The sequence below is a fragment of the Photobacterium satsumensis genome (assembly GCF_050336935.1).
Lineage (GTDB): Bacteria > Pseudomonadota > Gammaproteobacteria > Enterobacterales > Vibrionaceae > Photobacterium > Photobacterium satsumensis.
The window spans coordinates 414,369-439,673 of sequence record NZ_JAKJSK010000008.1 but is presented as its reverse complement, the minus strand read 5'-3'; the positions used below and the strand labels follow the sequence as shown (position 1 = coordinate 439,673).

The 25,305-nt window shown below is 48.7% G+C and carries 18 protein-coding genes; 14 read left to right on the top strand and 4 right to left on the bottom strand.

The window, feature by feature from the left end:
* The first annotated feature begins 5 nt into the window (after positions 1-5).
* On the top strand, positions 6-1,367 hold the full coding sequence (cpsG, locus tag L4D79_RS18130; protein WP_428652964.1) for a phosphomannomutase CpsG: 1,362 nt from the start codon (positions 6-8) through the stop codon (positions 1,365-1,367).
* 42 nt (positions 1,368-1,409) lie between these two features.
* On the opposite strand, the gene wecA is transcribed toward cpsG, so the two are convergent.
* The gene (gene wecA, locus L4D79_RS18125) at positions 1,410-2,465 is read right to left on the bottom strand and encodes a UDP-N-acetylglucosamine--undecaprenyl-phosphate N-acetylglucosaminephosphotransferase (RefSeq protein ID WP_428652963.1); all 1,056 of its coding nucleotides are present in this window, start codon (positions 2,463-2,465) and stop codon (positions 1,410-1,412) included.
* 272 nt (positions 2,466-2,737) lie between these two features.
* Here wecA and L4D79_RS18120 point away from each other — a divergent pair, with 272 nt between their 5' ends.
* The 3 genes from L4D79_RS18120 (at position 2,738) to L4D79_RS18110 (ending at position 6,110) form a co-directional block, all read left to right on the top strand.
* The gene (locus L4D79_RS18120; protein ID WP_428652962.1) at positions 2,738-4,126 is read left to right on the top strand and encodes an MBL fold metallo-hydrolase RNA specificity domain-containing protein; all 1,389 of its coding nucleotides are present in this window, start codon (positions 2,738-2,740) and stop codon (positions 4,124-4,126) included.
* Between the two features lie 161 nt (positions 4,127-4,287).
* Entirely contained in the window at positions 4,288-5,454 is a 1,167-nt protein-coding gene (locus L4D79_RS18115; protein WP_428652961.1) for a nucleotide sugar dehydrogenase, read from the top strand.
* A gap of 347 nt (positions 5,455-5,801) precedes the next feature.
* The gene (locus tag L4D79_RS18110; RefSeq protein ID WP_428652960.1) at positions 5,802-6,110 is read left to right on the top strand and encodes a hypothetical protein; all 309 of its coding nucleotides are present in this window, start codon (positions 5,802-5,804) and stop codon (positions 6,108-6,110) included.
* 106 nt (positions 6,111-6,216) lie between these two features.
* On the opposite strand, the gene mnmC is transcribed toward L4D79_RS18110, so the two are convergent.
* Positions 6,217-8,274, bottom strand: coding sequence for a bifunctional tRNA (5-methylaminomethyl-2-thiouridine)(34)-methyltransferase MnmC2/FAD-dependent 5-carboxymethylaminomethyl-2-thiouridine(34) oxidoreductase MnmC1 (gene mnmC / locus L4D79_RS18105; protein WP_428652959.1), 2,058 nt, complete (start codon positions 8,272-8,274; stop codon positions 6,217-6,219).
* 229 nt (positions 8,275-8,503) lie between these two features.
* Between mnmC and fabB the strand changes: the two genes are divergently transcribed.
* From fabB to purF, 10 genes are all read left to right on the top strand, one after another.
* Entirely contained in the window at positions 8,504-9,715 is a 1,212-nt protein-coding gene (gene fabB / locus L4D79_RS18100; RefSeq protein WP_428652958.1) for a beta-ketoacyl-ACP synthase I, read from the top strand.
* A gap of 539 nt (positions 9,716-10,254) precedes the next feature.
* A complete protein-coding gene (locus L4D79_RS18095; RefSeq protein WP_428652957.1) occupies positions 10,255-11,427 on the top strand; it encodes a 4-phosphoerythronate dehydrogenase in 1,173 nt (390 codons plus the stop codon).
* Positions 11,424-12,437, top strand: a complete 1,014-nt coding sequence (locus L4D79_RS18090; RefSeq protein ID WP_428652956.1) for an aspartate-semialdehyde dehydrogenase — start codon at positions 11,424-11,426, stop codon at positions 12,435-12,437. The genes L4D79_RS18095 and L4D79_RS18090 overlap by 4 nt, the downstream gene beginning before the upstream one ends.
* Positions 12,438-12,754: 317 nt before the next feature.
* The gene (locus tag L4D79_RS18085) at positions 12,755-16,681 is read left to right on the top strand and encodes a FimV/HubP family polar landmark protein (RefSeq protein WP_428652955.1); all 3,927 of its coding nucleotides are present in this window, start codon (positions 12,755-12,757) and stop codon (positions 16,679-16,681) included.
* 236 nt (positions 16,682-16,917) lie between these two features.
* Entirely contained in the window at positions 16,918-17,703 is a 786-nt protein-coding gene (truA, locus tag L4D79_RS18080) for a tRNA pseudouridine(38-40) synthase TruA (protein WP_428652954.1), read from the top strand.
* Positions 17,704-17,881: 178 nt separating this feature from the next.
* The gene (accD, locus tag L4D79_RS18075) at positions 17,882-18,823 is read left to right on the top strand and encodes an acetyl-CoA carboxylase, carboxyltransferase subunit beta (protein WP_428652953.1); all 942 of its coding nucleotides are present in this window, start codon (positions 17,882-17,884) and stop codon (positions 18,821-18,823) included.
* 157 nt (positions 18,824-18,980) lie between these two features.
* Entirely contained in the window at positions 18,981-20,255 is a 1,275-nt protein-coding gene (folC, locus tag L4D79_RS18070) for a bifunctional tetrahydrofolate synthase/dihydrofolate synthase (protein ID WP_428652952.1), read from the top strand.
* A gap of 2 nt (positions 20,256-20,257) precedes the next feature.
* Positions 20,258-20,836, top strand: coding sequence for an SPOR domain-containing protein (locus L4D79_RS18065; RefSeq protein ID WP_428652951.1), 579 nt, complete (start codon positions 20,258-20,260; stop codon positions 20,834-20,836).
* Between the two features lie 64 nt (positions 20,837-20,900).
* On the top strand, positions 20,901-21,392 hold the full coding sequence (cvpA, locus tag L4D79_RS18060; protein ID WP_428653075.1) for a colicin V production protein: 492 nt from the start codon (positions 20,901-20,903) through the stop codon (positions 21,390-21,392).
* A gap of 128 nt (positions 21,393-21,520) precedes the next feature.
* On the top strand, positions 21,521-23,038 hold the full coding sequence (gene purF, locus L4D79_RS18055; protein ID WP_428652950.1) for an amidophosphoribosyltransferase: 1,518 nt from the start codon (positions 21,521-21,523) through the stop codon (positions 23,036-23,038).
* 210 nt (positions 23,039-23,248) lie between these two features.
* On the opposite strand, the gene L4D79_RS18050 is transcribed toward purF, so the two are convergent.
* Both L4D79_RS18050 and L4D79_RS18045 read right to left on the bottom strand, forming a co-directional pair.
* Positions 23,249-23,848 carry a Yip1 family protein gene (locus L4D79_RS18050; protein WP_428652949.1) on the bottom strand — a complete coding sequence of 200 codons (600 nt, stop codon included), beginning with the start codon at positions 23,846-23,848 and terminating at the stop codon, positions 23,249-23,251.
* Between the two features lie 332 nt (positions 23,849-24,180).
* Positions 24,181-25,056 carry a LysR family transcriptional regulator gene (locus L4D79_RS18045; RefSeq protein ID WP_428652948.1) on the bottom strand — a complete coding sequence of 292 codons (876 nt, stop codon included), beginning with the start codon at positions 25,054-25,056 and terminating at the stop codon, positions 24,181-24,183.
* Positions 25,057-25,305 lie beyond the last annotated feature (249 nt).

Here is a 25,305-nt window from a genome sequence, read left to right as displayed (position 1 = left end):
GTGTTATGTCTAAATTAACTTGTTTTAAGGCTTATGATTTACGTGGACGATTAGGTGATGAACTTAATCCGGACATTGCTTATCGAGTTGGTAGAGCATTTGGTGAGCATTTAAAGCCTAAAAAAGTAGTAGTTGGTGGGGATATTCGGCTGAGCTCTGAAGAGTTGAAGCTTGCCTTGTCTGACGGTTTGTTAGATTCCGGCTGTGATGTTATCGATCTCGGAATGACTGGAACAGAGGAAATCTACTTTGCAACCAAATTCTTGGGTGTAGATGGAGGCATAGAAGTAACAGCAAGCCATAACCCAGTGAATTATAACGGTATGAAGTTTGTCCGTGAGGATGCTAAGCCGATCAGTGGGGATACCGGTCTTCGAGATATTCAGATGTTGGCAGAGAAGAATCAATTCCCACCTATAGAGAAGCGTGGTGAATACCGTCAACAATCAAACCTGTCAGCCTACGTTGATCACTTGATGGGGTATATCAAGCCGGATAATATTCGAAAGCTAAAATTAGTTGTAAATGCTGGCAATGGAGCGGCTGGTCATGTTATTGATGAAATCGAAAAACGTTTTGAATCTTTGAGAGTGCCAATTGAACTCGTGAAAATTAATCATGAGCCTGATGGTAATTTCCCAAATGGCATTCCTAACCCATTACTTCCTGAGTGCAGAGCTGATACGGCAAATGCTGTAATAGTACATAACGCTGATATGGGTATTGCTTGGGATGGGGATTTTGACCGTTGCTTCTTGTTTGATGAAAATGGCTCATTTATTGAAGGCTACTATATCGTAGGACTTCTAGCAGAGGCATTTTTACAAAAGCAATCAGGTGAAAAAATCATTCATGACCCTCGACTTAGCTGGAACACAATTGACGTAGTCAAGAGTGCCGGTGGTCAGCCTATCATGTCTAAAACTGGCCATGCCTTTATTAAAGAGCGTATGCGAACGGAAGACGCCGTCTATGGTGGAGAAATGAGTGCACACCATTACTTCCGTGATTTTGCGTATTGTGATAGTGGGATGATACCTTGGTTATTGGTCTCAGAACTGTTATCGGTTAAAGAAATGAAGTTATCTGATACGGTTAAAGAGCGTATTGAAGCTTACCCGTCATCTGGTGAAATAAATTCAAAAATAGAAAACCCAGCAGAAGCTATTCAACGTGTCCGAGAGCGATTTGAGCAAGATGCCATTGCGGTAGATGAAACGGATGGCATTTCACTCGAGTTCGAAAATTGGCGCTTTAATTTGAGAATGTCAAATACTGAGCCTGTCGTGAGATTAAATGTTGAATCGAAGGGTAATACAACACTGATGAAAGAGATGACTAAGGAAATTTTGTCTATATTGCAGTAATTTTTTATAGCAAAAAGCCACCATTGTATATGGTGGCTTTTTTTATTTTTGCTGCGGTATAAACCTTCTTAGGAAGGCTGTTATCTTCCAGACATTGTTAATAACCAGAAAATAAATTACAAATGCAAATAAAAAAAGCCAAAACATAACATATTCTGGAATTTCATGCATTTCACCATAAATACCAAAGATAGCAAATAAAGTAGACATACTACATATGGCTATTAAAGTTTGTACAGAGTTTAAACCTAGACGTTGAAATATATGGTGTAAGTGCTCTCTATCTGGTTTAAATGGTGAATCACCACGTTTAATACGACGGATCATAATAGCAGCCATATCCATTAGCGGTATGGCAATAAGCCAAAGAGCGGTTACAGGCCTTAGTGGGGACTTAGTTCCATTTTGACTCGCTAAAAGAAGCATCCAAATAACGGTAAAGCCAATTAACATACTCCCGGCATCACCCATGAAGACCTTTCTTCGTCGACCGAATGCTCCCAAGTTTAATAAAATGTATGGGATAATCGTAATAACTACAATGATTAGTAAATATGCTAAGTTGCTTTGGCCTTCGTAGTCCAGAATGAAAGCCAATGACCCGAAGGTTACTATTGACAAGCCCCCAAGTAACCCATCAATACCATCCACCATATTAAATGCGTTGATTGCACCAATGACCGCAAACACTGTGATCAAATAACCAAATATGCCTAAGTCAATATCGCCAAACCCGATTAAGTTACCTAGGGTATGCAGTTCAAGCCCTGCAAAGTAGATCATGCATATAGAGAGTGCCCCTTGTAACAACATTCTCAGTTTGAAATCAACATCAAACTTATCATCTATTGCGCCAACAATGGTTAGAGTAGTAATGCAGAAAACATATAGGCCTGAATCATTTAAGATACCAGGCTTGTAGTAAAGGTATTGAGCTAGACAGATGCAAATAGCAATACCACCAACAAGAGGCACCTCCCCTTGGTGATGTTTCCTTGCATTGGGGTTGTCGACGAGTCCAATGCGTTTGGCAAACTTTCGTAACAAAAATAATGCAGTTAAAGACGAGAAAAAAACGAAAAAAAAGTCAGCAAACATTGGATACTACTAGTGTTGTTTTGTGATGGTCTTACGAAATTTTATCAAGAATTCTGTGTTTACAGAAGTCTTAAGAGCAATTCAATCGTAATTGTATGTTATAGAACAAAATCTTATTGATAAGATAGTACTCGGCCATGTCTTGATTTGCTTGATTTATAATGCATTTTTGCATTTATTTTTGCGAGGTAACGCTAATCATAATACCCCACATAGTGCAGGTGACCTTTTTTTTGTCATTATCGCTATGAATTTTTGTAAAGGTCTGGCATATGAATATCGTACATCACGGCGCATATGAGGGGGTGACTGGCTCTTGTCATGAACTGCAGTGGGGGGAATATGGCATATTAGTTGACTGCGGCCTGTTTCAAGGCAGTGAAGCCCCTCGTTCATTGAATATCGATTTTCCGATGGAACATATTCAGGCTTTGGTACTGACCCATTGCCATATTGACCATATTGGGCGAATTCCTTGGCTATTGGCCGCAGGTTTTCGAGGGCCGATTTATGCCACAGAAGCGACGGCGGCGTTGCTGCCATTGATGCTTGATGATGGGTTGAAAATACAGCTTAACCTGAATAAAGCTCAGCGTAGTCAGTTTATTTCCCTTATAAAAAGCCAGTTACGGCCGGTCCCTTTCGATTGCCAAGCACCAGTGATCTTACCTAATGGTGATAGGCTCGCGATTTATTTTCGCCAAGCAGGGCATATATTGGGGTCCGCCTATGTTGAAGTGGTACTGCCTGATGACCAAGTGGTCGTTTTTTCAGGTGATCTCGGCCCTTCGAATACGCCTTTGCTAGTGGATCCGGAATCGCCCAAGCGAGCGGATATATTGGTGCTGGAGAGCACTTATGGGAATCGTCAGCACCAGCGGCATACTGAAAGAAGTGAAAGCCTTAAACGTATCATTGAACAGTCATTGCTTGATGGTGGGGCGATATTGATCCCGGCTTTTAGTGTTGGGCGTACCCAAGAGCTGCTGTTTGATATCGAAAGTTTAATTGCCGAGACATTTTCACCCAGTTTGCAAGTCAATTCAGAGCGTATGAGGTGGCAGGAGCTACCGATTATTCTTGATTCTCCCTTGGCGGATGAAGTCACCAAGCAGTACGAAATGTTTTATCGTCTTTGGGAGAAAGAAGCCATTGCTCGGCAAAATATTGGGCGTCATCCACTGTCATTCGAGCAATGCATTACTGTGGACTCTCACCATCAGCATCAATCCCTCGTCAACCGTTTGTTATCGACGAAAGAGCCTGCTGTTGTGGTGGCTGCCAGTGGCATGTGTAGCGGCGGGCGCATTTTGAATTACCTTGAAGCATTGCTACCAGAATCCAGTACGGATGTGGTTATGGTCGGGTATCAGGCTATGGGGACACTGGGTTATGCCCTTTCTCGTGGAGAGAAAAAGGTGGAAATAAATGGCAAGATTATCGATGTAAAGGCAAAAATACATAACCTCTCTGGGTATTCAGCCCATGCTGATCAATCCGACTTGATCCAATTTGTCGCTAATATTGAACGAGGGCCTAACAAGATTCACCTTGTTCATGGCGATCATCGTGCTCAAACTGGACTCGCCGCTTTGCTTCGTACCATGAATCCGGACTGTGAGGTGGTTATTACGGCTGAGCAAAAAACCTCCACGGTCTGATTCTGCACATCATTATGTAATGTAAGCAAAACCATCACTATGTTCTGTTATGTTACTGGGGTACTATCGTTTCCACTAGAATATACAGATCAGTAAGTAGGAAGCAATATCAGGACAAGGGTTGATATTGCGATTTTTGCTGAATTTATTGAGGTTGAGTGATGAAGATTACGGTTGCGGGCACAGGATATGTAGGCCTGTCAAACGCTGTGCTTTTGGCACAGCATAATGAGGTAGTTGCGCTAGACATCATCCAAGATAAAGTGGATTTGATTAACGATGGGCAGTCACCCATTGAAGATAAAGAAATCTCTCAGTATCTGGTAGAAAAAAAGCTGGCTCTTCAGGCGACGACCGATAAAGAGTGGGCTTATCAGGGGGCTGAATATGTGATTATTGCAACGCCGACTGACTATGATCCAATTACTAACTACTTCAATACTTCTTCTGTTGAGGCTGTGATCAAAGATGTGATGGTGATTAATCCAAAGGCCGTCATGATCATTAAGTCAACCGTACCTGTTGGATACACGCAGAGTATTAAAGATGAATTGGGCTGTGAAAATGTGATTTTCTCGCCGGAATTCCTGCGTGAAGGCCGTGCGCTGTTCGATAACTTGCACCCATCACGAATTATTGTCGGTGAGAAGTCCGAGCGGGCAGAAGTGTTTGCCAACTTGCTGGTTCAAGGTGCAGTGAAAGAAGATATTCAGGTACTGTATACCGACTCTACTGAAGCTGAAGCCGTTAAACTTTTCTCAAATACCTATCTCGCCATGCGTGTGGCTTACTTCAATGAGCTGGACTCATACGCAGAAGCCCATGGTTTAGATAGCCGTCAGATCATCGAAGGTGTCGGTCTCGACCCTCGTATTGGCAACCACTATAACAACCCTTCATTTGGTTACGGTGGTTACTGTCTGCCGAAAGATACCAAGCAGCTGTTGGCGAACTACCAATCGGTACCGAACAATATTATCGGCGCGATTGTTGATGCCAACCGCACTCGTAAAGACTTCATTGCTGATTCAATCATCGCCAAAAGACCACAGGTTGTTGGTGTTTACCGTCTGATCATGAAGGCAGGCTCCGATAACTTCCGTGCGTCTTCTATCCAGGGCATCATGAAACGCATTAAGGCCAAGGGGATCCAGGTTGTCGTCTATGAGCCAGTGCTGCAAGAGGATGAATTCTTCCAGTCTAAAGTGATGACGGATCTTGAAGCGTTCAAGCAACTTTCTGATGTCATTGTATCCAACCGCATGGCCGAAGAATTGGCTGATGTCGCTGACAAAGTCTACACCCGCGATTTGTTTGGGGCGGATTAATAGCGAAGCGGTTCCTAGATATTAGATCCTAGTTCCTAGAAAGAGCGGGAACTAGGGTCTTGGAAGGGCAGGCCCTGGGAAAAGCAGAAGCAAGAGCTTGCCAGCTCGTGATTGTATAGCGAACGCTGCCTGCAGGACCCAGGACCCAGGACCCAGGACCCAGGACCCAGGACCCAGGACCCAGGACCCAGGACCCAGGACCCAGGACCCAGGACCCAGGACCCAGGACCCAGGACCGTTCCTTCTCATTCTCAAGACTCAACTCAAGACGTCCTTCGCCTTTTCTATCTCCATCTATACTTACATACATATCAATAACTATATGTTGCGCTTTGGGGATAGTAATTATGAAATTTTCACTGGCGGCAATTTTCCTATCGGGCTTTATAAGCCTGTCTGCGCTCGCGGCAGACAATGCATCAACCAGCACTCAGTCCAATGCGAATCAACAGCAGGCAAAAGCCTCCGTTGAAGCGGCTAGCCAAGAAACCGGTAAAGCGGCTGGCATTGACACGGCTTTTGCAGCCTCCGCTGGTGGTATAACCGCAACGGTCTTGGCCGTTGGTGCAGCAGCAGTCGTAATTGGTGTAGCACTGTCCGATTCTGGCGGTGGTGATGATCCTGCACCTCCTGCAACTGTTCAAGCCGGTCAGTAAATTGCAAAAAGAAAAAAGCTTGACTCACATCATCAGTGAGCCAAGCTTTTCTAGGTTCTAGGTTCTAGGTTCTAGGTTCTAGGTTCTAGGTTCTAGGTTCTAGGTTCTACACCTTCTTCCCCTTCACCAATTTCCTCACCCACATCCGTCCCGGATGCAGCGCTTCCAGTACAGAGTTTGGTAGTGGTAGCGGATCGCCGCCAATCTGCGAAGCCAGCAGTTCGCCGAGCAAAGGGGCAGAGCTGAGGCCGCGTGAACCCAAGCCAATCATGGCATACAGGTTGTGGTAAACCGGTACGTCTTCGGCGCTTTCCTGCTGGTTTTTCAAATCAGCGTATTGCGCTAGCAAGTTATCATATTGGCAAACATCGCCCACGAACGGCAGGTGATCGCGGCTAGCGCAGCGAACACCAACTCGAGCTTGCTCACCAGACATATCAATATCTTGCGGCCAGTTAGCCTCTGGCAGGCAGTCAACCAAGCGCTGTTTGTTCTCTGTATGCTCTTCAGGGCTGAAGGTTAAATCGGTGCTACCGCGGCGGTAGCTGGCACCGATGCAGTGGCTTTCACCGGTGGCATTGACCGGAGTGAGGTAACCATCATAGCAAAGCACGGTTTTCAGCGGGTTCAACGTCGGGTTGGTTGGAATATGGCTAACCTGTCCACGGACGGAGTACGCTGGAATATCTTCGGTTTGCGGGAATTGGGCAAAGCGATGGCCGTTTGCCACAATCACAGTGCTATGCTGGTAACTCTGGCCATGCTGGTCGGTCAGTAGCCAGCTTTGCTCACCTTGCTGGTTATTTTGTTGATCGTCTTGCTGAGTAAGCTGCTGGATGTCTATCTGAGTTTTGAGCTCAAGCATGCCCATTTCCTGTGCTTGCTCAATCAAAGCACGGGTAAGCTCCTGCGGGCATAGCCAGCCGCCAAGCGGGTAGTTGACGCTGCCATGGCCTGAAGTAACACCGGTGACTTGTTCGGTTTGTTCGACATCCAACTGGCGGATAAGCGCTTCAGGGAAGCCGCCGGTCATCATTTTGCCTAGTTTGCTGGTGGCATTGTCATCCCAAGCCAGTTGGGTCACACCGCACCAGTCATGGGCGAATGCTTTTTGTTGGGCAGCTTGATCCACAAACTGGCGGGCATAGAGGAATGCAGGGGCAAAAAAGCGCGACAATGCATCATTAGAGCCATTGAGCAATGGGTATACCGCACCCTGGCGGTTACCGGATGCGCCTTCGGCTGGTAGCGCATCGGCACAATACAGGGTGGTTTTGATGCCACGTCGTGCCAGTGCAATGGCCGTCGTCGCCGAGCCAACGCCCCCCCCGATAATGGCGACTTCCGTTTCCTGTCCGCTCTTATTGCTGGCTGGTTTGCGACAGTACCATGGTTTAACGTTACTGCCGTATTTGCGTTCGGTTACGCTGCCGGCCAGCATATCTCGCTTGGTGCCAAAGCCTTTGACTTTTTTCATGTCAAAGCCAGCTTCAATGAGGCCGCGGCGGACAAAGCCTGCCGCAGTGAACGTTGCGGTGCTGCAGCCGACACGGGCCAGTTTAGCCATCCCGTTGAACAGATCTTGGTTCCACATCTCTGGGTTTTTGCTAGGGGCAAAGCCGTCGAGGAACCACGCATCGACGATACCGTCATTATTCGTCCATACTTGTGGCATACAGTCTTTGATATCACCAAACCACAGATCGAGGGTGATCATACCGTCTTCCAACACAATACGGTGGCAATCGGCCACGGCAGGTGGGTAATGGGCATGGAGTTGGCTCGCTAAGTCAGCCAGCTCAGGCCACGACTGGTGGGCCTTGATCAGGTCGTCCTTGGTCACCGGGAATTTTTCAAAGCTGATGAAATGCAGCTCTTTGGTGATCGCATCCGGGTTTGCTTGGCGGAATGCTTTGAACCACTGCCAGACGGCAAGGAAGTTGAGGCCGGTACCGAATCCCGTTTCAGCGACCACGAAGCGGCGGCGGTCGAAGGACTCCCAACGCGAAGGCAAGCCGTTTTGGTGCAGGAACACATAGCGTGTTTCTTCTAACCCATTGGCGTTGGAGAAGTAAACATCGTCAAAGTCATTAGAAACAGGCGTGCCTGATTCATTCCAGTCCAGTACGGCATTTTCGATTTTTGCCGAGGTTGTTTTGTTCATGGACGGTTTGGCTGTACTAGGCGACATTTGTGCTTTATCAGACAAGGGAGGAAGCCTCATGGTTGGTGTGACGGGGGATATTGCAGTGGATTGTACCCGATCAACAGGAAAGCTGACCACTTTTGACAGATAAACCCGTTATTATCTTCAGCGTTATACCCAAGTTACCTCAGGTTGTTGATTGTTTCGACAGAGGTTATTTGGGTATAAATGACAGTAGGAATTCATCATGAAACGAGCCGTAATTACAGGCATGGGTATTGTGTCCAGCATTGGCAACAACGTTGCAGAGGTGCTGGAGTCATTGAAAGCGGGTAAATCCGGTATTAACTTCTCTGAACAATTTGCAGAAATGAAGCTGCGCAGTAATGTTTGGGGCGATTTGAAAATGACCCCTTCTGAGCATATCGATCGTAAGAAGATGCGTTTCATGGGCGATGCTGCCGCTTTTGCTTACCTTTCAATGGAGCAAGCAATCGAAGATGCTGGCCTGACAGAAGATCAGGTATCAAATGACCGTACTGGCCTTGTTGCGGGTTCTGGCGGTGCGTCTTCTTACAACCAGGTGGCGGCTGTCGATATTCTGCGTGAGAAGGGCGTGAAGCGTGTGGGCCCTTACATGGTACCGCGTACGATGTCTTCAACGGTTTCTGCTTGTTTGGCAACGCCGTTCAAGATCCGTGGTGTGAACTACACCATGAGCTCTGCGTGTGCGACATCTGCTCACTGTATTGGTCATGCACTTGAGCTTATCCAGCTCGGCAAGCAAGACGTGGTATTTGCTGGTGGCGGTGAAGAGTTAGATTGGTCTTTGACCATGATGTTCGATGCCATGGGCGCACTATCGACCAAGTACAACGACGATCCATCGAAAGCATCACGTACTTATGACGCCGACCGTGACGGTTTCGTTATCTCTGGTGGTGGCGGTATGCTGGTTGTCGAAGAGCTAGAGCATGCATTGGCTCGTGGCGCGAAAATCTACGGCGAGATCGTCGGCTACGGCGCGACCTCTGATGGCTACGACATGGTTGCACCATCAGGTGAAGGCGCGGTGCGTTGTATGAAAATGGCGATGCAAAATGTAGACAGCATCGATTACATCAACACCCACGGTACATCTACACCGGTAGGTGATGTGAAAGAGCTAGGTGCTATCCAAGAGCTATTTGGTGATAACAGCCCTGCGATTTCTGCGACCAAGGCGATGACCGGTCACGCACTGGGTGCGGCGGGTGTACACGAAGCAATTTACTCAACCCTGATGCTAGATAACAGCTTTGTCGCACCAAGCATCAATATCGATAACTTGGATGAAGCGGCTGCAGGTCTTGATATCGTGACCGAAGCGCGCGAGCAAGAACTGAAGACTGTAATGTCCAACAGCTTTGGTTTCGGCGGCACTAACGCCACACTGGTTATCAAGAAATACGAAGCATAATTTATGCGAGGGTGGGGGCATTAAAGTTGGGTAGAAGAAGTGAGCCGATAGCCACTTGCCAATAGCCTCTAGCCCAGATTACCGACTTTTGTCATTTTCCAGGGGTGGCACTGACTAAGATACTCAGCTAGAAAGCCTTTTGCGGGGACTGCTCTAGCTGTTATGACCTTGAGTCAGTGCCTAAAAAACAGACGCGACATTGGCTGTGTGAATAGTATTTTCTTTTGCGGGAGCTGTCTATGATCCCAGTCGGTGTTTTATTTCCTGGACGTTCGCCCAGCAGAATTTCTGCTGGGCTTTTTTATGCACGGGGCTAGAGGCAAAGAGCTTGGCTATTGGCCAGAGGTCAGGTGAAAGAGCATAGTTGAAGTGAAACTTGATGTGTAAGATGGCTGGGGCTAATTATTGAATCGCCTATCGCCTATCGCCTATCGCCTATCGCCTATCGCCTATCGCCTATCGCCTATCGCCCATTGCCCATCACCTCCCAATCTAATAGCATTCCTCTAAACAGAACCGCTTTATAAGGAAACCGACCCATGAAAATCCTCATTGACGAGAACATGCCTTATGCCGAGGCGTTATTTAGCCAGTTGGGCGAGGTGATCAGCAAGCCGGGCAGAACGATGACTGCTGAGGATTTGGTGGATATTGATGCGCTGATGATCCGCTCGGTGACCAAGGTCAACGACGCCTTGCTGACCAAGGCGAATAAGCTGAAGTTTGTCGGTACGGCAACGGCCGGTCAGGATCATATCGATGAAGCTCTACTGGCAGCCAAGGGCATTACCTATACTTCTGCGCCGGGCTGTAACAAGGTGGGTGTAGCTGAGTACGTGTTGAGTAGCTTGATGGTACTCGGCCAGCAGCAGGGTTTTTCGATTTTCGATAAGAAGGTGGGGATCATCGGTGCTGGTAATGTCGGTAGCTACCTTGCCCAATGCTTGGATGCTCTAGGTATCCCGTATTTGCTCAATGATCCGCTTAAACAGCAACAAGGTGATAGCCGGACTTTCCATTCGCTGGAAGATATTCGCTCGCAATGTGATGTGATCAGCTTGCATACACCAATTACTCGCGATGGCGAGCATCCGACCCATCACTTGGTGGGTGACGCTTTCCTTGCCGATTTACAGGCCGGTGCAATACTGATCAATGCTGCCCGTGGCCCTGTGGTGGATAACCAAGCCCTCAAGCGAGTCTTGCAGCAGAGCCAATCCGGCGAGGGTAAGAGACTGACAGCGGTATTGGATGTATTCGAACACGAGCCGCAGGTTGATCTCGAACTATTGCCATTGTTGGCTTTTGCGACCCCACATGTGGCTGGCTACGGGTTAGAAGGCAAAGCGCGTGGTACTACCATGGTCTACAACAGCTTTTGTCAATTCCTTGCTGTAGATCAGCAGGTCACGGCAGCCAGCTTGTTACCGATCGCGCCGGTACCACAGGTAAGTTTGAGCCGAGCGTGGGATGAGCCGACGCTATTTAGCCTGACTCAGATTGTCTACGATGTGCGCCGTGATGATGGTTTGTTCCGCCGTGAAATGGGTCAAACGGCAGAGGGGAGCCCGGAAATGGCGACTGCTTTCGATCGGATGCGTAAAAATTACTGGGATCGCCGTGAATATAGCGCGATTACAGTAGCGGGAGAGGCCCATTTTGGGGTAGAGTCGCTGGCTAAATTAGGTTTTACAGTAGAGGAAAGGCCATGAGCCAGGAATTTGATATTGCAGTACTCGGTGCGACCGGCGCTGTCGGCGAAGCCATTGTAGAAGTTCTTGAGGAACGCAATTTTCCTGTTCGCAATCTCTATTTACTTGCTTCTGAGCGTAGTGCGGGTAAAACCTTGCGCTTCAAAGGTAAGTCTGTGCGTGTCACCAATGTTGAAGATTTTGACTGGAGCCAAGTTCAGCTAGCTATCTTCTCTGCCGGTGCAGATGCGTCTGAGCGCTGGGCGCCAGCGGCTGCTGATTACGGTGTGGTTGTTATCGATAATACATCCCGCTTCCGCTACGACTACGATGTACCTTTGGTGATCCCTGAGGTAAACCCGCACGCGATCGCGGAGTACCGTAACCGTAATATTATTGCCAACCCGAATTGTTCGACAATCCAGATGCTGGTGGCGCTGAAGCCAATCCATGAAGCATACGGTATCGAGCGTATTAATGTGGCGACATACCAGTCGGTATCGGGCACAGGTAAAAAAGGTGTTGATGAGCTTGCTGGCCAAACCGCCAAATTGCTAAACGGCATGCCAGCGGAAACCAACGTTTACGACAAGCAGATTGCCTTTAACTGCTTGCCACATATCGATCAGTTCATGGATAACGGCTACACCAAAGAAGAAATGAAAATGGTGTGGGAAACCCAGAAGATTTTGGGTGATGACAATATCCGTGTTAACCCGACCTGTGTTCGTGTCCCTGTGTTCTACGGTCATGCCGAAGCCGTTCATGTTGAAACTTGCCAGCCGGTACATGTCGAAGAAGCTATTAGCTTGTTGGAAAATGCCGAAGGTATTGAAGTCTTCCATGGTAATGACTACCCGACCCAGGTGAGTGACGCGACCGGTAAAGACCACGTTATGGTTGCCCGTATCCGTGAAGATATCAGCCACCCTTGTGGTCTGAACATGTGGGTGGTTGCCGATAATGTTCGTAAAGGTGCGGCGACGAACAGTGTACAGATCGCAGAAAAGCTGATTGAAGAGTACCTGTAATACAATCGATGAGGCCAGTGCTATCGACTAGCTATCTTGGCGTCATAAAATATTCAGCGCCCTGTTTTATAAACAGGGCGCTGTTGTATTTTCAACTTACTGAATCTACTATCAATATCAATCGAGAGAGCTAACGGAGTATAGGAATGCGACCTTGCTCCCGAAGTATCAATTGGTTGAGTCGGTCACGCTCAAGATTATTGTGAATAGGCCGAAATTAAATAATCTTGTATCATACGGCTGTGCGCATGCATTTTATATTCATGCAGTGTGCTATGCATTCTTAGCTATTTTCCTGCCAAAGAGGATGACAGGCAGTGTCTGATCTTTCGACGATGATAAAACGTTTTTTCCTGCCGGTAATATTTTCCACCGCTGTGATTTATTCTCCGGTCCACGCAAATACCGTTCGTATTACTGGGCCAACCCAAGGCGTACAGCCTACAGCTTCTTCATTGCCAGCTAACACAGGAGCGTCCACACAATCGTCTGCCAATGCTTTGCGCTATGGGCCTACTACCAACGCTGAGACGTTGTGGTCGATTGCGACTCGCTATCGGCCGAATAATCAAGTCTCTATTTATCAGGTTATCGGCGCTATCTTCCGCCAGAATCCACAGGCATTTGAAAATAGTAATATTCACGGCTTGGTTCCGGGCAGCATGTTGGCAATCCCGACAGAAGCGCAAATGCGTCGTGAAAGTATCGATGTGGTTAAGCAGCGTTTGGAAGCCGATCAGCGAACCCCTTCTCGGAGCCAGACTCGAACGGCTGCCACGCCATCCCCGGTAGCGACGCCGCAACCAACGGCAGCAAAACCTGAGCCCGTTGCTCAAGCGCCTAAGCCTGTAGTGCAAACACCTGTACCTCAAGTGAAAGAGGTTGCTTCGGCACCGAAACCAGCACCGAACGCTGCACCGAAAAACGTGCCGACAGTCGTCGCGCAGGTGCAGGAAAAACCGGAACCCGTTGTCGAAACCGCGGTTAAAACTCAAGATCAAGTGTCTAAAACGGCACTGATCCCGCCTAAACCGACCGCTCTGCAGGTCCAGTTGGATGCCTCTGACGAGCAGATGACCAAACTGCTCGAGAGCAATCATTTGTTGCGTGTCCGCCTTGCCGAGATGCAGCATGAAGTGTCGGCGTTGAAACAACAACTGACCGACGATGAAGTGCTGCGTGAGCAGATCAAGGGTTTTATCGACCAACAGCGGGCGTTACAAACACAAGTGGTTGAGCCTCAGCCTAGCTTGTTCGATCGTATGATTTCCAACCCATTGCTGTTGGCCGCAATGGCGTTGATCCCTGGTGTATTGATAGCCGGTTTACTGGCTTACTTCCTGCTTGGCCGCAAGCGTGAAGCGGAAGATGATGTGAAGTCATTGGACGCCCCGCAAAGCCAAGATGAAGCCGCAATGATGCCTCCGCCACCACCGGTGCCGGCCGATGACGAAGATGTGCCGAGCCTGACACTGGGTGACGACGAAGAGCTTGAAGATCTGTTCGGTGATGATGATTCCCTGTTCGATGATCCTGAAAGCAGCTTGTTTGGCCAAGAGTCCTCGCTGGCTTCTAAGGAAGACAGCAGTGGTAATGGCTTTGACATTGCTGATGATCTCGGTGGCAATCTCGGTGCGAGTAGCATTTCGGTCAATAGCGATGATGAAGCTATTGGTCTGGAAGATATGGAGCGGGCACTGGATGAAATGGACAAGAAGCCAGAGCCGAATTCAGATGAAGAACTGGCTGCGATGTGGGAGCAGTCACTGCAGGCCGATGAAGACGACGAAGACAGCTTTGACCTGTCTTATGACGGTGATGAGCTGGATCTGGACGCATCGTCGAAGCCGTCGGCCGAAGAGCAGATTGTCGATCAGGCCATGCTGGACGAGTTGTTCTCCTCTGCGACCGACGATGAGGAACAAGAGCCAGAAGTACAGCCCGATCAGATGGTCGATCAAGATGAGTTGGATGCTTTATTCGATAGCGTAGGTGTGGGTAGTATTGGTGCCAATAGTGCCGATGTTAGCAGTACCGGAGCCGATACTGGCGCGGTAAATACCGCACCGACTGAACAGGCAACTCTCGAGCAGGCGGCGGTTGATCAGGCTTTAGCCGATATCGAGATGATGGCCTCGCCAGCAATGGATGTTGATTTTTCATCCATGCTTGATGACGCTGTCGACAGTGTGGCGGATGTACCTGCTAGCGATCCGACAGCGCTTCTCGATGAACTGCTCGATGATGAAGATAGCCTCACTTCCGACATTGAGGTGGAAGAAGACAGTACTGCATTGCTTGATGAGCTGCTCGATGAGCCGGAAACGGACAGTTTGTTGGCCAGCCACGATATTGAAATCGATGAAAATAGCACCGAGCTGTTGGATGAGTTGTTGGCTAATACCGATACTACCGATGAACTTGGTGATACAGGGCTTGAAACCGGTCTTGGTCAATCAGGGCTCAGTGAAACGGTAGAAGAGCCATCGGTGCTGGATGACATCAGCATCGAAGAGAACAGCACTGAGCTGCTTGATGACATTCTGGAGCAACATACCGCGATTGATGAACCGGTTGATACCAACAAGGTAGAGAGCAGTCTCGCTGTTGAGGAGCCATTAGCCCAAGAGCCTGAAATCGATGAGATTGAGCAGCTTCTTGCTTCGGCTGATGCCGATATGCTGGGTGCTGAAGCGCCGGACGACAGCGCTGAAATTGAAGCCATCGGCCAAACGGTTGAACAGCTGCTTGAGAGTCTGGAGCATGACGAACAGGCTGATGTTGAGGAGCGGACAGATGTTGAGGAGCTGGTCGATAGTGAAACATCAGAACAAAGCAATCAGGAGTCAGTGCATCAGGCACTGAGCCCTCAGCAAGCAGAGCAAGCTGAAGACAACAGCACAGAGTTCCCCATCTTCGATGAGGAAACTCTGCTGGCAGAGCTTGATGAGGCGCCTCGGATTGAGAGTGATGCCCAGCAAGCCGTTGATGAGCCTGCGAAGCAAGAATTTGATGATGCACCGCTGACACTCGATGATCTGCCAGAATTCGATGAAGAGGCCGCCTTTAACGATCCGGATGTAGAGCCGCAGCAAGAACAAGAGCAAGTGCTGAGCGAAGACGATGAGCAGGCCATGCTTGATAATATCGTTCGTCAGTTACAGCAGGCCGCTGAAGCGGCAGAGAAACCTCAAGTAAATGAAGAGCTCCTGGATGCTGTCACGGAAGAGCAACATGTTCAGCCCGAGCAAGCGCCAGCGAGTCCTTATTCGCTTCATGGTCATCCGGATATTGAGTTTGAAACCTTGGATCCGGCAAGTTTGCCGGAATTCAATGAGGACGAAGCCCTACAGGCTTCATTCGATGAGCAGCATGAACTAGAGCAATATGAAGTAGAGCAAGGGTTCAAACCGCAAGCTTCGGTTTCACAAGGTCCTGATCTACAAGGCTCTGAAGGACAAGATTCTGTATCACAAGCCGCTGCAACCCAAGGCATGGGGCAAAACACTATTTCTACACCGGCTCCCGCAGCGCAACTGAGCGATGAATTTGTCGACTCGGCAGGGCTGGATATGGATGCATTGCTAAACGATCCTGAACTGCAGGCAGACTGGGAGCGTGAGCAGCTGGTGGGCCGCTCGGAAGATGTGGTCGGAGATAGCGCTGCGGACGAAGACCTGTCAGCGGAAGAGAATGAAATTTGGTCGGCGAGTAGCCCTGAACCCGAACTTGAAGGTGAGGATTGGGGGGAACAACCAGAGATGAATATCGAAGACGTGCCAGTCTTCGACGAAGATGATCTCATGGTTGATGACGGTGCCGACTCAGAAATAGTGGTCGAGGATGAGGCAAACGCGTTTCAGCCTGCGATGGAAGAAGCGGCCAGTGAGTTGGTGATTGAGCCTCAAGTTGCAGAGCCAGTCCATCGCCAAGCACCTGAAGCTTCTTATATCAGTATTGATGAGCTGATGAAGGATCTTGACGGTGAGGAGCCTAATAGTGAGTTGGATGAAGCGCCGCTGAACCTTGATGTCGGTTTGGATGAGTTCCCTGATGTGCTGGCCGATATTGGTAGTTTGGATATCGACAGCCAAGGTGAGTTTGCCAGCAAGCTTGATTTGGCCAAAGCGTACCTTGAGATGAATGATAGCGAAGGTGCCCGCGGGTTGCTCGAAGAAGTGGCCCAAGGCGACAACGGTGAGCTACAGCAAGAGGCGAAAACGCTGTTGGCGAAGATTACCTAGTTCCTAGGAAAAGCGGTTCCTAGTTCCTGGGAAGAGCGGAAGAACAAGAGCGAAAAACTTGACATGAAGTAACTACGAAAAACGCTCCTGCAGGACCCAGATGTCATCTAGGAACTAGCCCCCAGGATCTAGGATCTGGAGTAAAAAAGCGGAAGCACATGCTTCCGCTTTTTTTGTTATAATCCCCCACTTAATTTGAAAACCGGCCTTTGGCCGCCAGCAAGACGAAGAATATTATGCGAATAGCTTTAGGTATTGAGTACGACGGTGCGAAATACTACGGTTGGCAACGCCAGCGTGACGTAGACAGTGTTCAAGAGCGCTTGGAAAAGGCGCTGAGCAAGATTGCCAATAAGCCGATTGAGGTACAGTGTGCGGGACGGACCGATGCTGGGGTTCATGGTACCGGCCAGGTGGTTCACTTTGATGTTGACGTTGACCGTAAAATGGCGGCGTGGAGCATGGGGGTGAACGCCCACTTACCTAAAGATATTGCGGTTCGCTGGGCCAAGGTTGTGGATGACGAATTCCACGCCCGTTTTACGGCGACGGCGCGCCGTTACCGCTATATTATTTATAACCATGCTTTCCGTCCTGCTATTTTAGCCAAAGGGGTGAGCCATTATCACGGCGAACTCGATGAAAAAGCGATGCACGAAGCGGGTCAGTACTTGTTGGGTGAGAATGACTTCACATCCTTCCGTGCTGTGTATTGTCAATCTCGTAGTCCATGGCGTAACCTAATGCATTTGAACGTGTCGCGTCAGGGTAACTTTGTGATCATTGATATCAAGGCTAATGCCTTTGTCCATCATATGGTTCGCAACATTACAGGAAGCCTGATTAAAGTCGGCCGAGGCGAAGAAAAGCCGGAATGGATCCAGTGGTTGCTGGCCCAGAAAAATCGTACTTTGGCAGGAGCAACAGCGAAAGCGGAAGGTTTGTACTTGGTGGACGTTGACTATCCTCAAGAACATGACCTGCCGAATGTCCCTGTCGGTCCGCTGTTTTTACCTGATTAATCGGTCAGGTAACGGTTAGATTTATCTCGGGCTAACTTGTAGTACCAGTTTTTTATCTACAGTTAGACGAGTTTGTGCTTTAATTCCACCTCGGTAAATTAACGAATTTGTAATTCTCTGCTGCAAAGACTTGTGCTAAGACCCTAAGGGCAGGGAAATAAAAGATAAAAGGTCATTCATGAGCTGGCTGGAAAAGATCCTTACTAAAAGCAATATTGTTTCTTCTCGCAAAGCGTCTATCCCAGAAGGGGTGTGGACCAAATGTACTTCTTGCGAACAAGTGCTTTATCACGCCGATCTAGAACGTAACTTGGAAGTTTGCCCTAAATGTGACCATCACATGCGCATGAAAGCGCGTCGTCGCTTGGAAACCTTCCTCGACGAAGAAGGGCAGGTTGAAATTGCCGCTGATCTTGAGCCAAAAGATAAGCTTAAGTTCCGTGATTCCAAGAAATATAAAGACCGTCTATCTTCTGCTCAGAAAGCGAGCGGTGAGAAAGATGCGCTGGTCGTGAAGAAAGGAACCTTGCTAGGCCAGCCATTGGTTGCCTGTGCATTTGAATTCTCTTTCATGGGCGGCTCGATGGGCTCTGTCGTGGGTGCCAAGTTTGTACATGCTGTGGACGAGGCGATTGCCAACAACTGTGCCTTGGTATGTTTCTCTGCCAGTGGTGGTGCCCGCATGCAAGAAGCGCTGATGTCGCTAATGCAGATGGCGAAAACCAGTGCTGCACTTGAGCGCCTATCTGATAAAGGCTTGCCATTCTTCTCGGTACTGACTGACCCAACAATGGGTGGGGTATCGGCAAGTTTGGCGATGCTGGGTGATATTAACATCGGTGAACCAAAAGCCCTTATTGGCTTTGCGGGTCAGCGTGTTATCGAGCAAACGGTGCGTGAGAAGCTACCTGAAGGTTTCCAGCGCAGTGAGTTCCTGCTTGAGCACGGTGCGATTGATATGATTGTGGACCGTCGCGAAATGCGTCAGCGTATTGGTGGCATGGTTGCTAAGCTGACTCAGGTTGAGTCACCACTTGTTGTACCTGTCGAGAAACCGGTAAAAGCGGTTGAAGAGAAGGCTGCAGAGCAAAACGAGCAGAAAGAGCAAACTGAAGAGTAAGTTTGTATCGCTGACGATATTGACAGAAAACGGGGCTTAGGCCCCGTTTTGTTTTTTGTATAAGCCCCTCACTATCAAGAATCAATACATTGCGGTTTGGTCTGGCCGCGTTCAGTGGTAAATTAGGGCTCATATTGTTATAGCGAAATGAAATATGATGTCCGGATTGACAGTACCTCAAGCAAACTCCTCTTTGGCCTCATGGCTGACTTACCTTGAACAACTCCATACTAGCACCATTGACCTTGGTCTTGACCGAGCACAGGCGGTGGCTGAGAAAGCCGATCTAATCAAGCCAGCTCCTTGCGTGATCACTGTCGCAGGCACCAATGGTAAAGGATCGACCTGTGCCATGATGGAAGCGATCCTGCTCAAGGCCGGTTATCGTGTTGGGGTATATAGCTCTCCTCACCTTGTGCGTTATAACGAGCGGGTTCGCATCAACGGTATTGAACTGCCAGACAGCGCTCATAGTGAAGCTTTTGCTGCGATTGAACAACTGCGTGGGGAAACCAGCTTGAGCCTGTTTGAGTTTGGCACCTTGGCTGCGCTTCAGTTATTCAAGTCTCGTCAGGTTGATGTCGTTTTACTGGAGGTAGGGCTTGGCGGTCGCTTGGATGCCACGAACATTGTTGACCATGATGTGTCGGTGATCACCAGCCTGGCGGTTGACCATGTTGACTGGTTGGGTGATGACATCAACGTTATCGGTTATGAAAAGGCCGGTATTTTCCGTAGTGGCAGGCCAGCGGTATGCGGTCAGCCAAATCCTCCGGCAACCGTACCTGCTCACGCCGATGATATCGGTGCCAAGCTTTTTCAGGTCGGTTACCAGTTTGAGTACAGTGTCGAAGCTGATCATTGGAACTGGCAAAGCGGTGCTTTCACATTAGATAAACTGCCGCTTCCATCGCTACCTCTACCCAATGCGGCAACCGCATTGATGGCGCTGGCAGTTGCAGAGCTCAATATCACTGATGAAAACGTGACGGAAGGGTTGGCAGAGGCGACGTTGCCGGGGCGGATGCAGATAGTGTCAGAGCAGCCTTTGGTGATCATGGATGTGGCTCATAACCCACATTCGGCACAGTATTTTGCCACTCAGTTAGAGGGTATTAAGAACAAGTTCGGCAAGAAGCAGCTCCATGCTGTAGTGGCGATGCTCCACGACAAAGATATTGCTGCTACCATTGCTGAGATGACGGAAGTGGTTGATTGCTGGTATCCAGCCTCGCTGACAGGCCCGAGAGCGGCGACAGCTGAAGAGATCCTGTCCCATTTACCGTCGGGAACCGATACATACCAGACGCCTGAAGCGGCTTATGACAAAGCGCTGACACAGGCTCAGGCTGACGATATGGTAATTGTATTTGGCTCCTTTTACACTGTAGGTCAGATAACCAGTCACATTGAAGTAAAGAACCAGGAGTAACTGTGGCAAGTAAATTTCAGAGCCGGTTGGTCGGGACAATCATTTTGGTGGCAATCGGGGTGATATTCCTTCCTGATCTGTTCGACGGCAAAAAACAGCATTACCAAGAGCAATTTGCCAGTATTCCGCTGCAGCCTGAAACCACCGCTGAAGTAGAGTATGAAACGATCCCTGCTCCGGAGTTTGCAGAGGTGGATTTACCCCCTGAACCGGTCACGGTCGTGATTGATGAGCCGAAGCAGGAAGAAGTGACTGCAGAGGCTATCGAGGCGGCTAACCAGCCATTGAAGGTTGAGCCTCAACCTATCACCGAGCCTAAAGTGGGTAACCAAGACACTGCTTGGGTGGTTCAATTGGGGGTTTTCCGCAATTTTGATAACGCTAACCAGTTGGTTGAGCGTCTTCGCAAGGCGGGTTATCAAGCGCATGTTTTTCCAAAGCAGCCGCAACAGGGCGATCTTGCCAGGGTTGTCGTTGGCCCTGATGTGTCGAAGCAAAAGCTATCGGCGGACATCAAAAAATTGGAAGAATTGACCGGATTAAAAGGCCGATTGGTCAGATTTAATCCACTTAACCCTTAGGTAAACGTTTGCGTTCTCATTTTTTCTGTTAGAATACGCATCAACAAAATGAATACAACAAATGATGATCTGGATTGATTACGTAATTTTAGGCGTAATAGGCTTCTCGGCTCTGGTCAGTGTGATCCGAGGTTTTGTCAAGGAAGCACTCTCGCTAGTGATATGGTTTGCAGCCTTTTTTGTCGCAAGCAATTTTTATACTCAGCTGGCGGCTTACTTCACGAATATTGACGACGAGATGCTTCGTAACGGCAGTGCGATCGCTGCCTTGTTCATTGCCACGCTGATAGTCGGCGCAGTCGTGAACTATGTGATTGGACAACTGGTACAGAAAACGGGCCTGTCAGGTACAGACCGGGTACTGGGCATAGTGTTCGGGGGGATACGCGGCGTATTGATTGTTGCCGCGGTACTGTTCTTCATCGACGCCTTCACGGGGTTTGCCGATTCAGACTGGTGGTTGCAGTCCCAGTTGATCCCTCAGTTTGGCGTGGTGATTGAATGGTTCTTCACGTACTTAAAGGACACATCAAGCTTTTTACCGGGCGCATTTTAGTGAACGGTGTGGAACGTAACGGGTTCAGTCTCTTAATGGACTGATACCAAAAGGAAAGCTTTCAGCGGGTATTTGGCACAGTCCAATACCCGCTGAAATTCAATTGAAGCGTGACGAGGATTTAGGACATGTGTGGTATTGTCGGAGTCGTGGGTTCAACCCCGGTTAACCAGTCTATTTATGATGCATTGACCGTGTTACAGCATCGCGGCCAAGATGCGGCTGGTATTGTTACCTTAGAAAGCAATCGTTTTCGTCTGCGTAAAGCGAACGGTTTGGTCCGTGATGTGTTTGAAGCTAAACACATGCAACGTTTGCAGGGTAACGTAGGGATCGGCCATGTGCGCTACCCGACTGCAGGCAGTTCGAGTGCCTCAGAAGCCCAGCCATTCTATGTGAACTCACCTTACGGTATTTCACTGGCTCACAATGGTAACCTGACCAACGCGGCCGAAATCAAAGATCAGTTGTTCGAAAAAGCACGTCGTCACGTCAATACAACGTCTGATTCAGAAATTTTGCTGAACGTACTGGCAAATCAACTGGAAAGCGCCAAGACCTACCCAATCACTCCTGAAGAAATCTTTGATGCCGTGCGCGAAGTGCACCGCATGGTTAAAGGGGCTTATGCTGTGGTCTCTATGGTTATCGGCCACGGTATGATTGCTTTTCGCGACCCGCACGGGATCCGTCCATTGTGTCTGGGTAAACGTGAAATCGAAGGCCAGATTGAATACATGGTTGCCTCAGAATCTGTTGCATTGGATGCGGTTGGTTTTGACTTCATGCGCGACGTTGCGCCGGGTGAAGCGGTTTACGTTACCTTTGATGGCCAGCTGTTTACCCAGCAGTGCGCTGATAATCCAACCTTAAACCCTTGTGTGTTTGAGTTCGTCTACTTTGCTCGCCCTGATTCGTTTATCGACAAGGTGTCGGTTTACAGCGCGCGAGTATGCATGGGTCAGAAGCTCGGCGAGAAGATCAAGCGCGACTGGGCTGATCTGGATATTGACGTGGTTATCCCAATTCCTGAAACATCATGTGACAGCGCATTGGAAATAGCCCGAACTCTCGACAAGCCATACCGTCAGGGCTTTGTGAAAAACCGCTACGTTGGCCGTACCTTCATTATGCCAGGCCAGCAAATGCGTCGTAAGTCAGTTCGACGCAAGCTGAATGCTATCCGGTCTGAGTTCAAGGATAAGAGTGTATTGCTGGTGGACGATTCTATTGTTCGCGGTACGACGTCAGAGCAGATCATCGAAATGGCACGTGACGCTGGTGCGCGTAAGGTTTACCTAGCCTCAGCGGCACCAGAGGTGCGTTTCCCGAACGTTTACGGTATTGATATGCCAACGGCGAATGAGTTGATTGCCCACGGCCGTGAAGTGGATGAGATCAGCAAGATGATCGGTGCTGACGGGTTGATCTTCCAAGATCTACAAGATCTGGTTGATGCCGTTGCCGAAGGCAATCCTGATATCCAAAAATTTGAAACTTCTGTATTCAGTGGTTCTTATGTTACGGGTGATATTGATCAGTCGTACTTGGATTACTTGGAGTCACTGCGCAGTGAAGATTCGAAAATTCAGCGTGAAATCCAACAGGATTTGGCGAACCTCGAGTTGCACAACGAAGGGGTGTAAAGGGGTGTAAAGGGCTGGAAAAGCTGGTTCTTGGTCCTAGGTACGGGGAAGAACTATAGAAGTAGCGCTCTGTGTTAGTAATGATGGAAAAGCGAGAGATTGAAAATCTCTCGCTTTTTTGTGTTTGAAGGCAAACGGGGGCGAATTATTTTTCCCAGGACCCAGGACCCAGGACCCAGGACCCAGGACCCAGGACCCAGGACCGCTTTCCTAGTGACTAAACTGCGGTCCAATGCCTAAGTTCCACAGGATCACCGAGCCGGCGATGATGGATACCAGCAGCACCAGTCCACAGGTTACGATAGAGCTGGCATAGATAAACCCGCGCTCTTCAGGAATATGCATCAGGATAGGGACACCGGTATACAGCAGATAGACCGAGTAGGCGATGCCAATAAGACCGGCAATCATCAGGAACCAGACTTGTGGGTAGATAGCCGCGATACTGACCATGAAAAGTGGCGTTGCGGTATAAGCAGCCAGTTCAAGTGCTTGTGTGTAAGTCGGTGTCGAACCAAAGGTATGGCTCATCCAGTAGGTGAGATAGGCGAGGGCAAAGACCCCTGCTATCAGGGCAAAATACATGGCTACCGACATTGCCAGCGCGCTGCCTTGGGTGAGGTAGATAGGTGAACCAACACCAATACGCCAACCAATAAAGACACTGGAGATGAAGGCAAACGCTGGTGGCAGTAAAGCAATCAGTAAAATATGGCTTAGACTGCTTTGGACCCCTTCATGCTCCTTGTCAATCGCCCGCCACTCTTGCTTGGGGTGGGTGTACAAACCGAATAAATGTCCCAGAATCATAACGCTTCCTCATCGAGTCGTGCTTATTTTCGTCCGTTATCGAAGAACACAGCGTCAGTTCATCTCGTGCTATGGGTGCTCTTCTTGCTAGCGATGGCTTTGCCTACCAGTAAACACAAATTCAGGGAGGCTTTTCTTGCCAGTACTATTAACGTTTAGTCGGGGTTGAAACACTTAGCAAGGAAGTACTGCTATCTAATACCAAACAGATCAATATTCGGTTTGTTACTGCCACGATTATGGGTGACCAGAAGTAAGAGGGGGAAAGCTGGAGGGGGATCCCTTCCCGCGTATTAGATGACGCGAGAAGGGTATTTTGTATCTTGAGTAGCCTAGAGTTTGAAGTATTCGCTGGCAAACTCAATGAAAATCCGCAATTTCTCTGGCTGGTAATCACGGTGGTTATACATCAGGTATACATCACGCTGGTTCGAAGACCAGTTTTCGAGGATTTGCACTAAATCACCGGAGGAAATGTATTTCTCCAGCATCACATCGGGCATCAGGGTGATCCCGAGTCCTGCCATACAGGCCTTGCGCACAACATTGAGTTCGTTGGCTTCGTAACGGCCACGATCCGATACCGTCACAGTTTCGCCATCGCAGTTGGTTAGGCGCCAACGCAGTAGCGGCTTACCCTTTAGCAATGGGTGCTGGTGTAGATCTTGAGCGTGCTTTGGCTCGGAGTTGTGGTTAAGGTAATCTGGGCTGGCGACCAAAATATCTTTCACCGCATTGATCTTTCGTGCAATCAAGGTGGAGTCGCGCTGTGGGCCGACCCGGAAAATGACGTCCCAATCTGTTGGGTCGAGAATTTCTGGATCATTGCTCATCATCAGCTGGATATGGATTGCTGGGTGCTCTTGCATAAAGGCATTGAGCAAAGGCTGTAACATAACCTTGGTCAAGTTTGACGGCGCGGCGATCTTTAGCTTACCGGCTGCCCCTTTGCACTCTTCGCTGACATGCTCGGCCGTATCGACCAAGCTCTGTAGCAACGGGCTGCACTCATCGTAAAATTTCTGTCCGGCTTCTGTCAGTGATAGCTTCCTTGCATGACGGTTTAGTAGGCGGATATTCAAACACTCTTCAAGTGCCTGGATACGCCGGGTCAGGGTGGCAACGGGCACCTGGGTCTTACGAGACGTCGCTGTGTAACTGCCATTCTCCACAACCATGCGGAATAAATTTAAATCGTCAAGCTTCATAACTGTACAACACTGAAAACTTATAATGGGGAATTGTATAACAAAATATATAAAAAGATGACGCTTTCAAGACAACTTTTGCTGTAAATCAAGATAACGCGTATTTTTCTTTGAAGCTATACCCAAGTTACTTGAGGTCACTTGGGGGTATTTCTTAGTATTTGAAAAATTTAAATTTTGATGCTGTTAACAATTTTCAATATTTTCGTCACGGAAAGCATTAATCCCCTGACGATCTGCGGATTTCGA

What these genes read in the sequence shown, in the direction of transcription:
- L4D79_RS18120 (WP_428652962.1), top strand. Translation starts at nt 2,738, where the DNA reads ATGAATATCGTACATCACGGCGCATATGAGGGGGTGACTGGCTCTTGT.
- mnmC (WP_428652959.1), bottom strand. Translation starts at nt 8,274, where the DNA reads ATGAACAAAACAACCTCGGCAAAAATCGAAAATGCCGTACTGGACTGG.
- L4D79_RS18045 (WP_428652948.1), bottom strand. Translation starts at nt 25,056, where the DNA reads ATGAAGCTTGACGATTTAAATTTATTCCGCATGGTTGTGGAGAATGGC.
- wecA (WP_428652963.1), bottom strand. Translation starts at nt 2,465, where the DNA reads ATGTTTGCTGACTTTTTTTTCGTTTTTTTCTCGTCTTTAACTGCATTA.
- truA (WP_428652954.1), top strand. Translation starts at nt 16,918, where the DNA reads ATGCGAATAGCTTTAGGTATTGAGTACGACGGTGCGAAATACTACGGT.
- L4D79_RS18090 (WP_428652956.1), top strand. Translation starts at nt 11,424, where the DNA reads ATGAGCCAGGAATTTGATATTGCAGTACTCGGTGCGACCGGCGCTGTC.
- cpsG (WP_428652964.1), top strand. Translation starts at nt 6, where the DNA reads ATGTCTAAATTAACTTGTTTTAAGGCTTATGATTTACGTGGACGATTA.
- folC (WP_428652952.1), top strand. Translation starts at nt 18,981, where the DNA reads ATGTCCGGATTGACAGTACCTCAAGCAAACTCCTCTTTGGCCTCATGG.
- fabB (WP_428652958.1), top strand. Translation starts at nt 8,504, where the DNA reads ATGAAACGAGCCGTAATTACAGGCATGGGTATTGTGTCCAGCATTGGC.
- L4D79_RS18095 (WP_428652957.1), top strand. Translation starts at nt 10,255, where the DNA reads ATGAAAATCCTCATTGACGAGAACATGCCTTATGCCGAGGCGTTATTT.
- L4D79_RS18050 (WP_428652949.1), bottom strand. Translation starts at nt 23,848, where the DNA reads ATGATTCTGGGACATTTATTCGGTTTGTACACCCACCCCAAGCAAGAG.
- cvpA (WP_428653075.1), top strand. Translation starts at nt 20,901, where the DNA reads ATGATCTGGATTGATTACGTAATTTTAGGCGTAATAGGCTTCTCGGCT.
- accD (WP_428652953.1), top strand. Translation starts at nt 17,882, where the DNA reads ATGAGCTGGCTGGAAAAGATCCTTACTAAAAGCAATATTGTTTCTTCT.
- L4D79_RS18115 (WP_428652961.1), top strand. Translation starts at nt 4,288, where the DNA reads ATGAAGATTACGGTTGCGGGCACAGGATATGTAGGCCTGTCAAACGCT.
- L4D79_RS18110 (WP_428652960.1), top strand. Translation starts at nt 5,802, where the DNA reads ATGAAATTTTCACTGGCGGCAATTTTCCTATCGGGCTTTATAAGCCTG.
- purF (WP_428652950.1), top strand. Translation starts at nt 21,521, where the DNA reads ATGTGTGGTATTGTCGGAGTCGTGGGTTCAACCCCGGTTAACCAGTCT.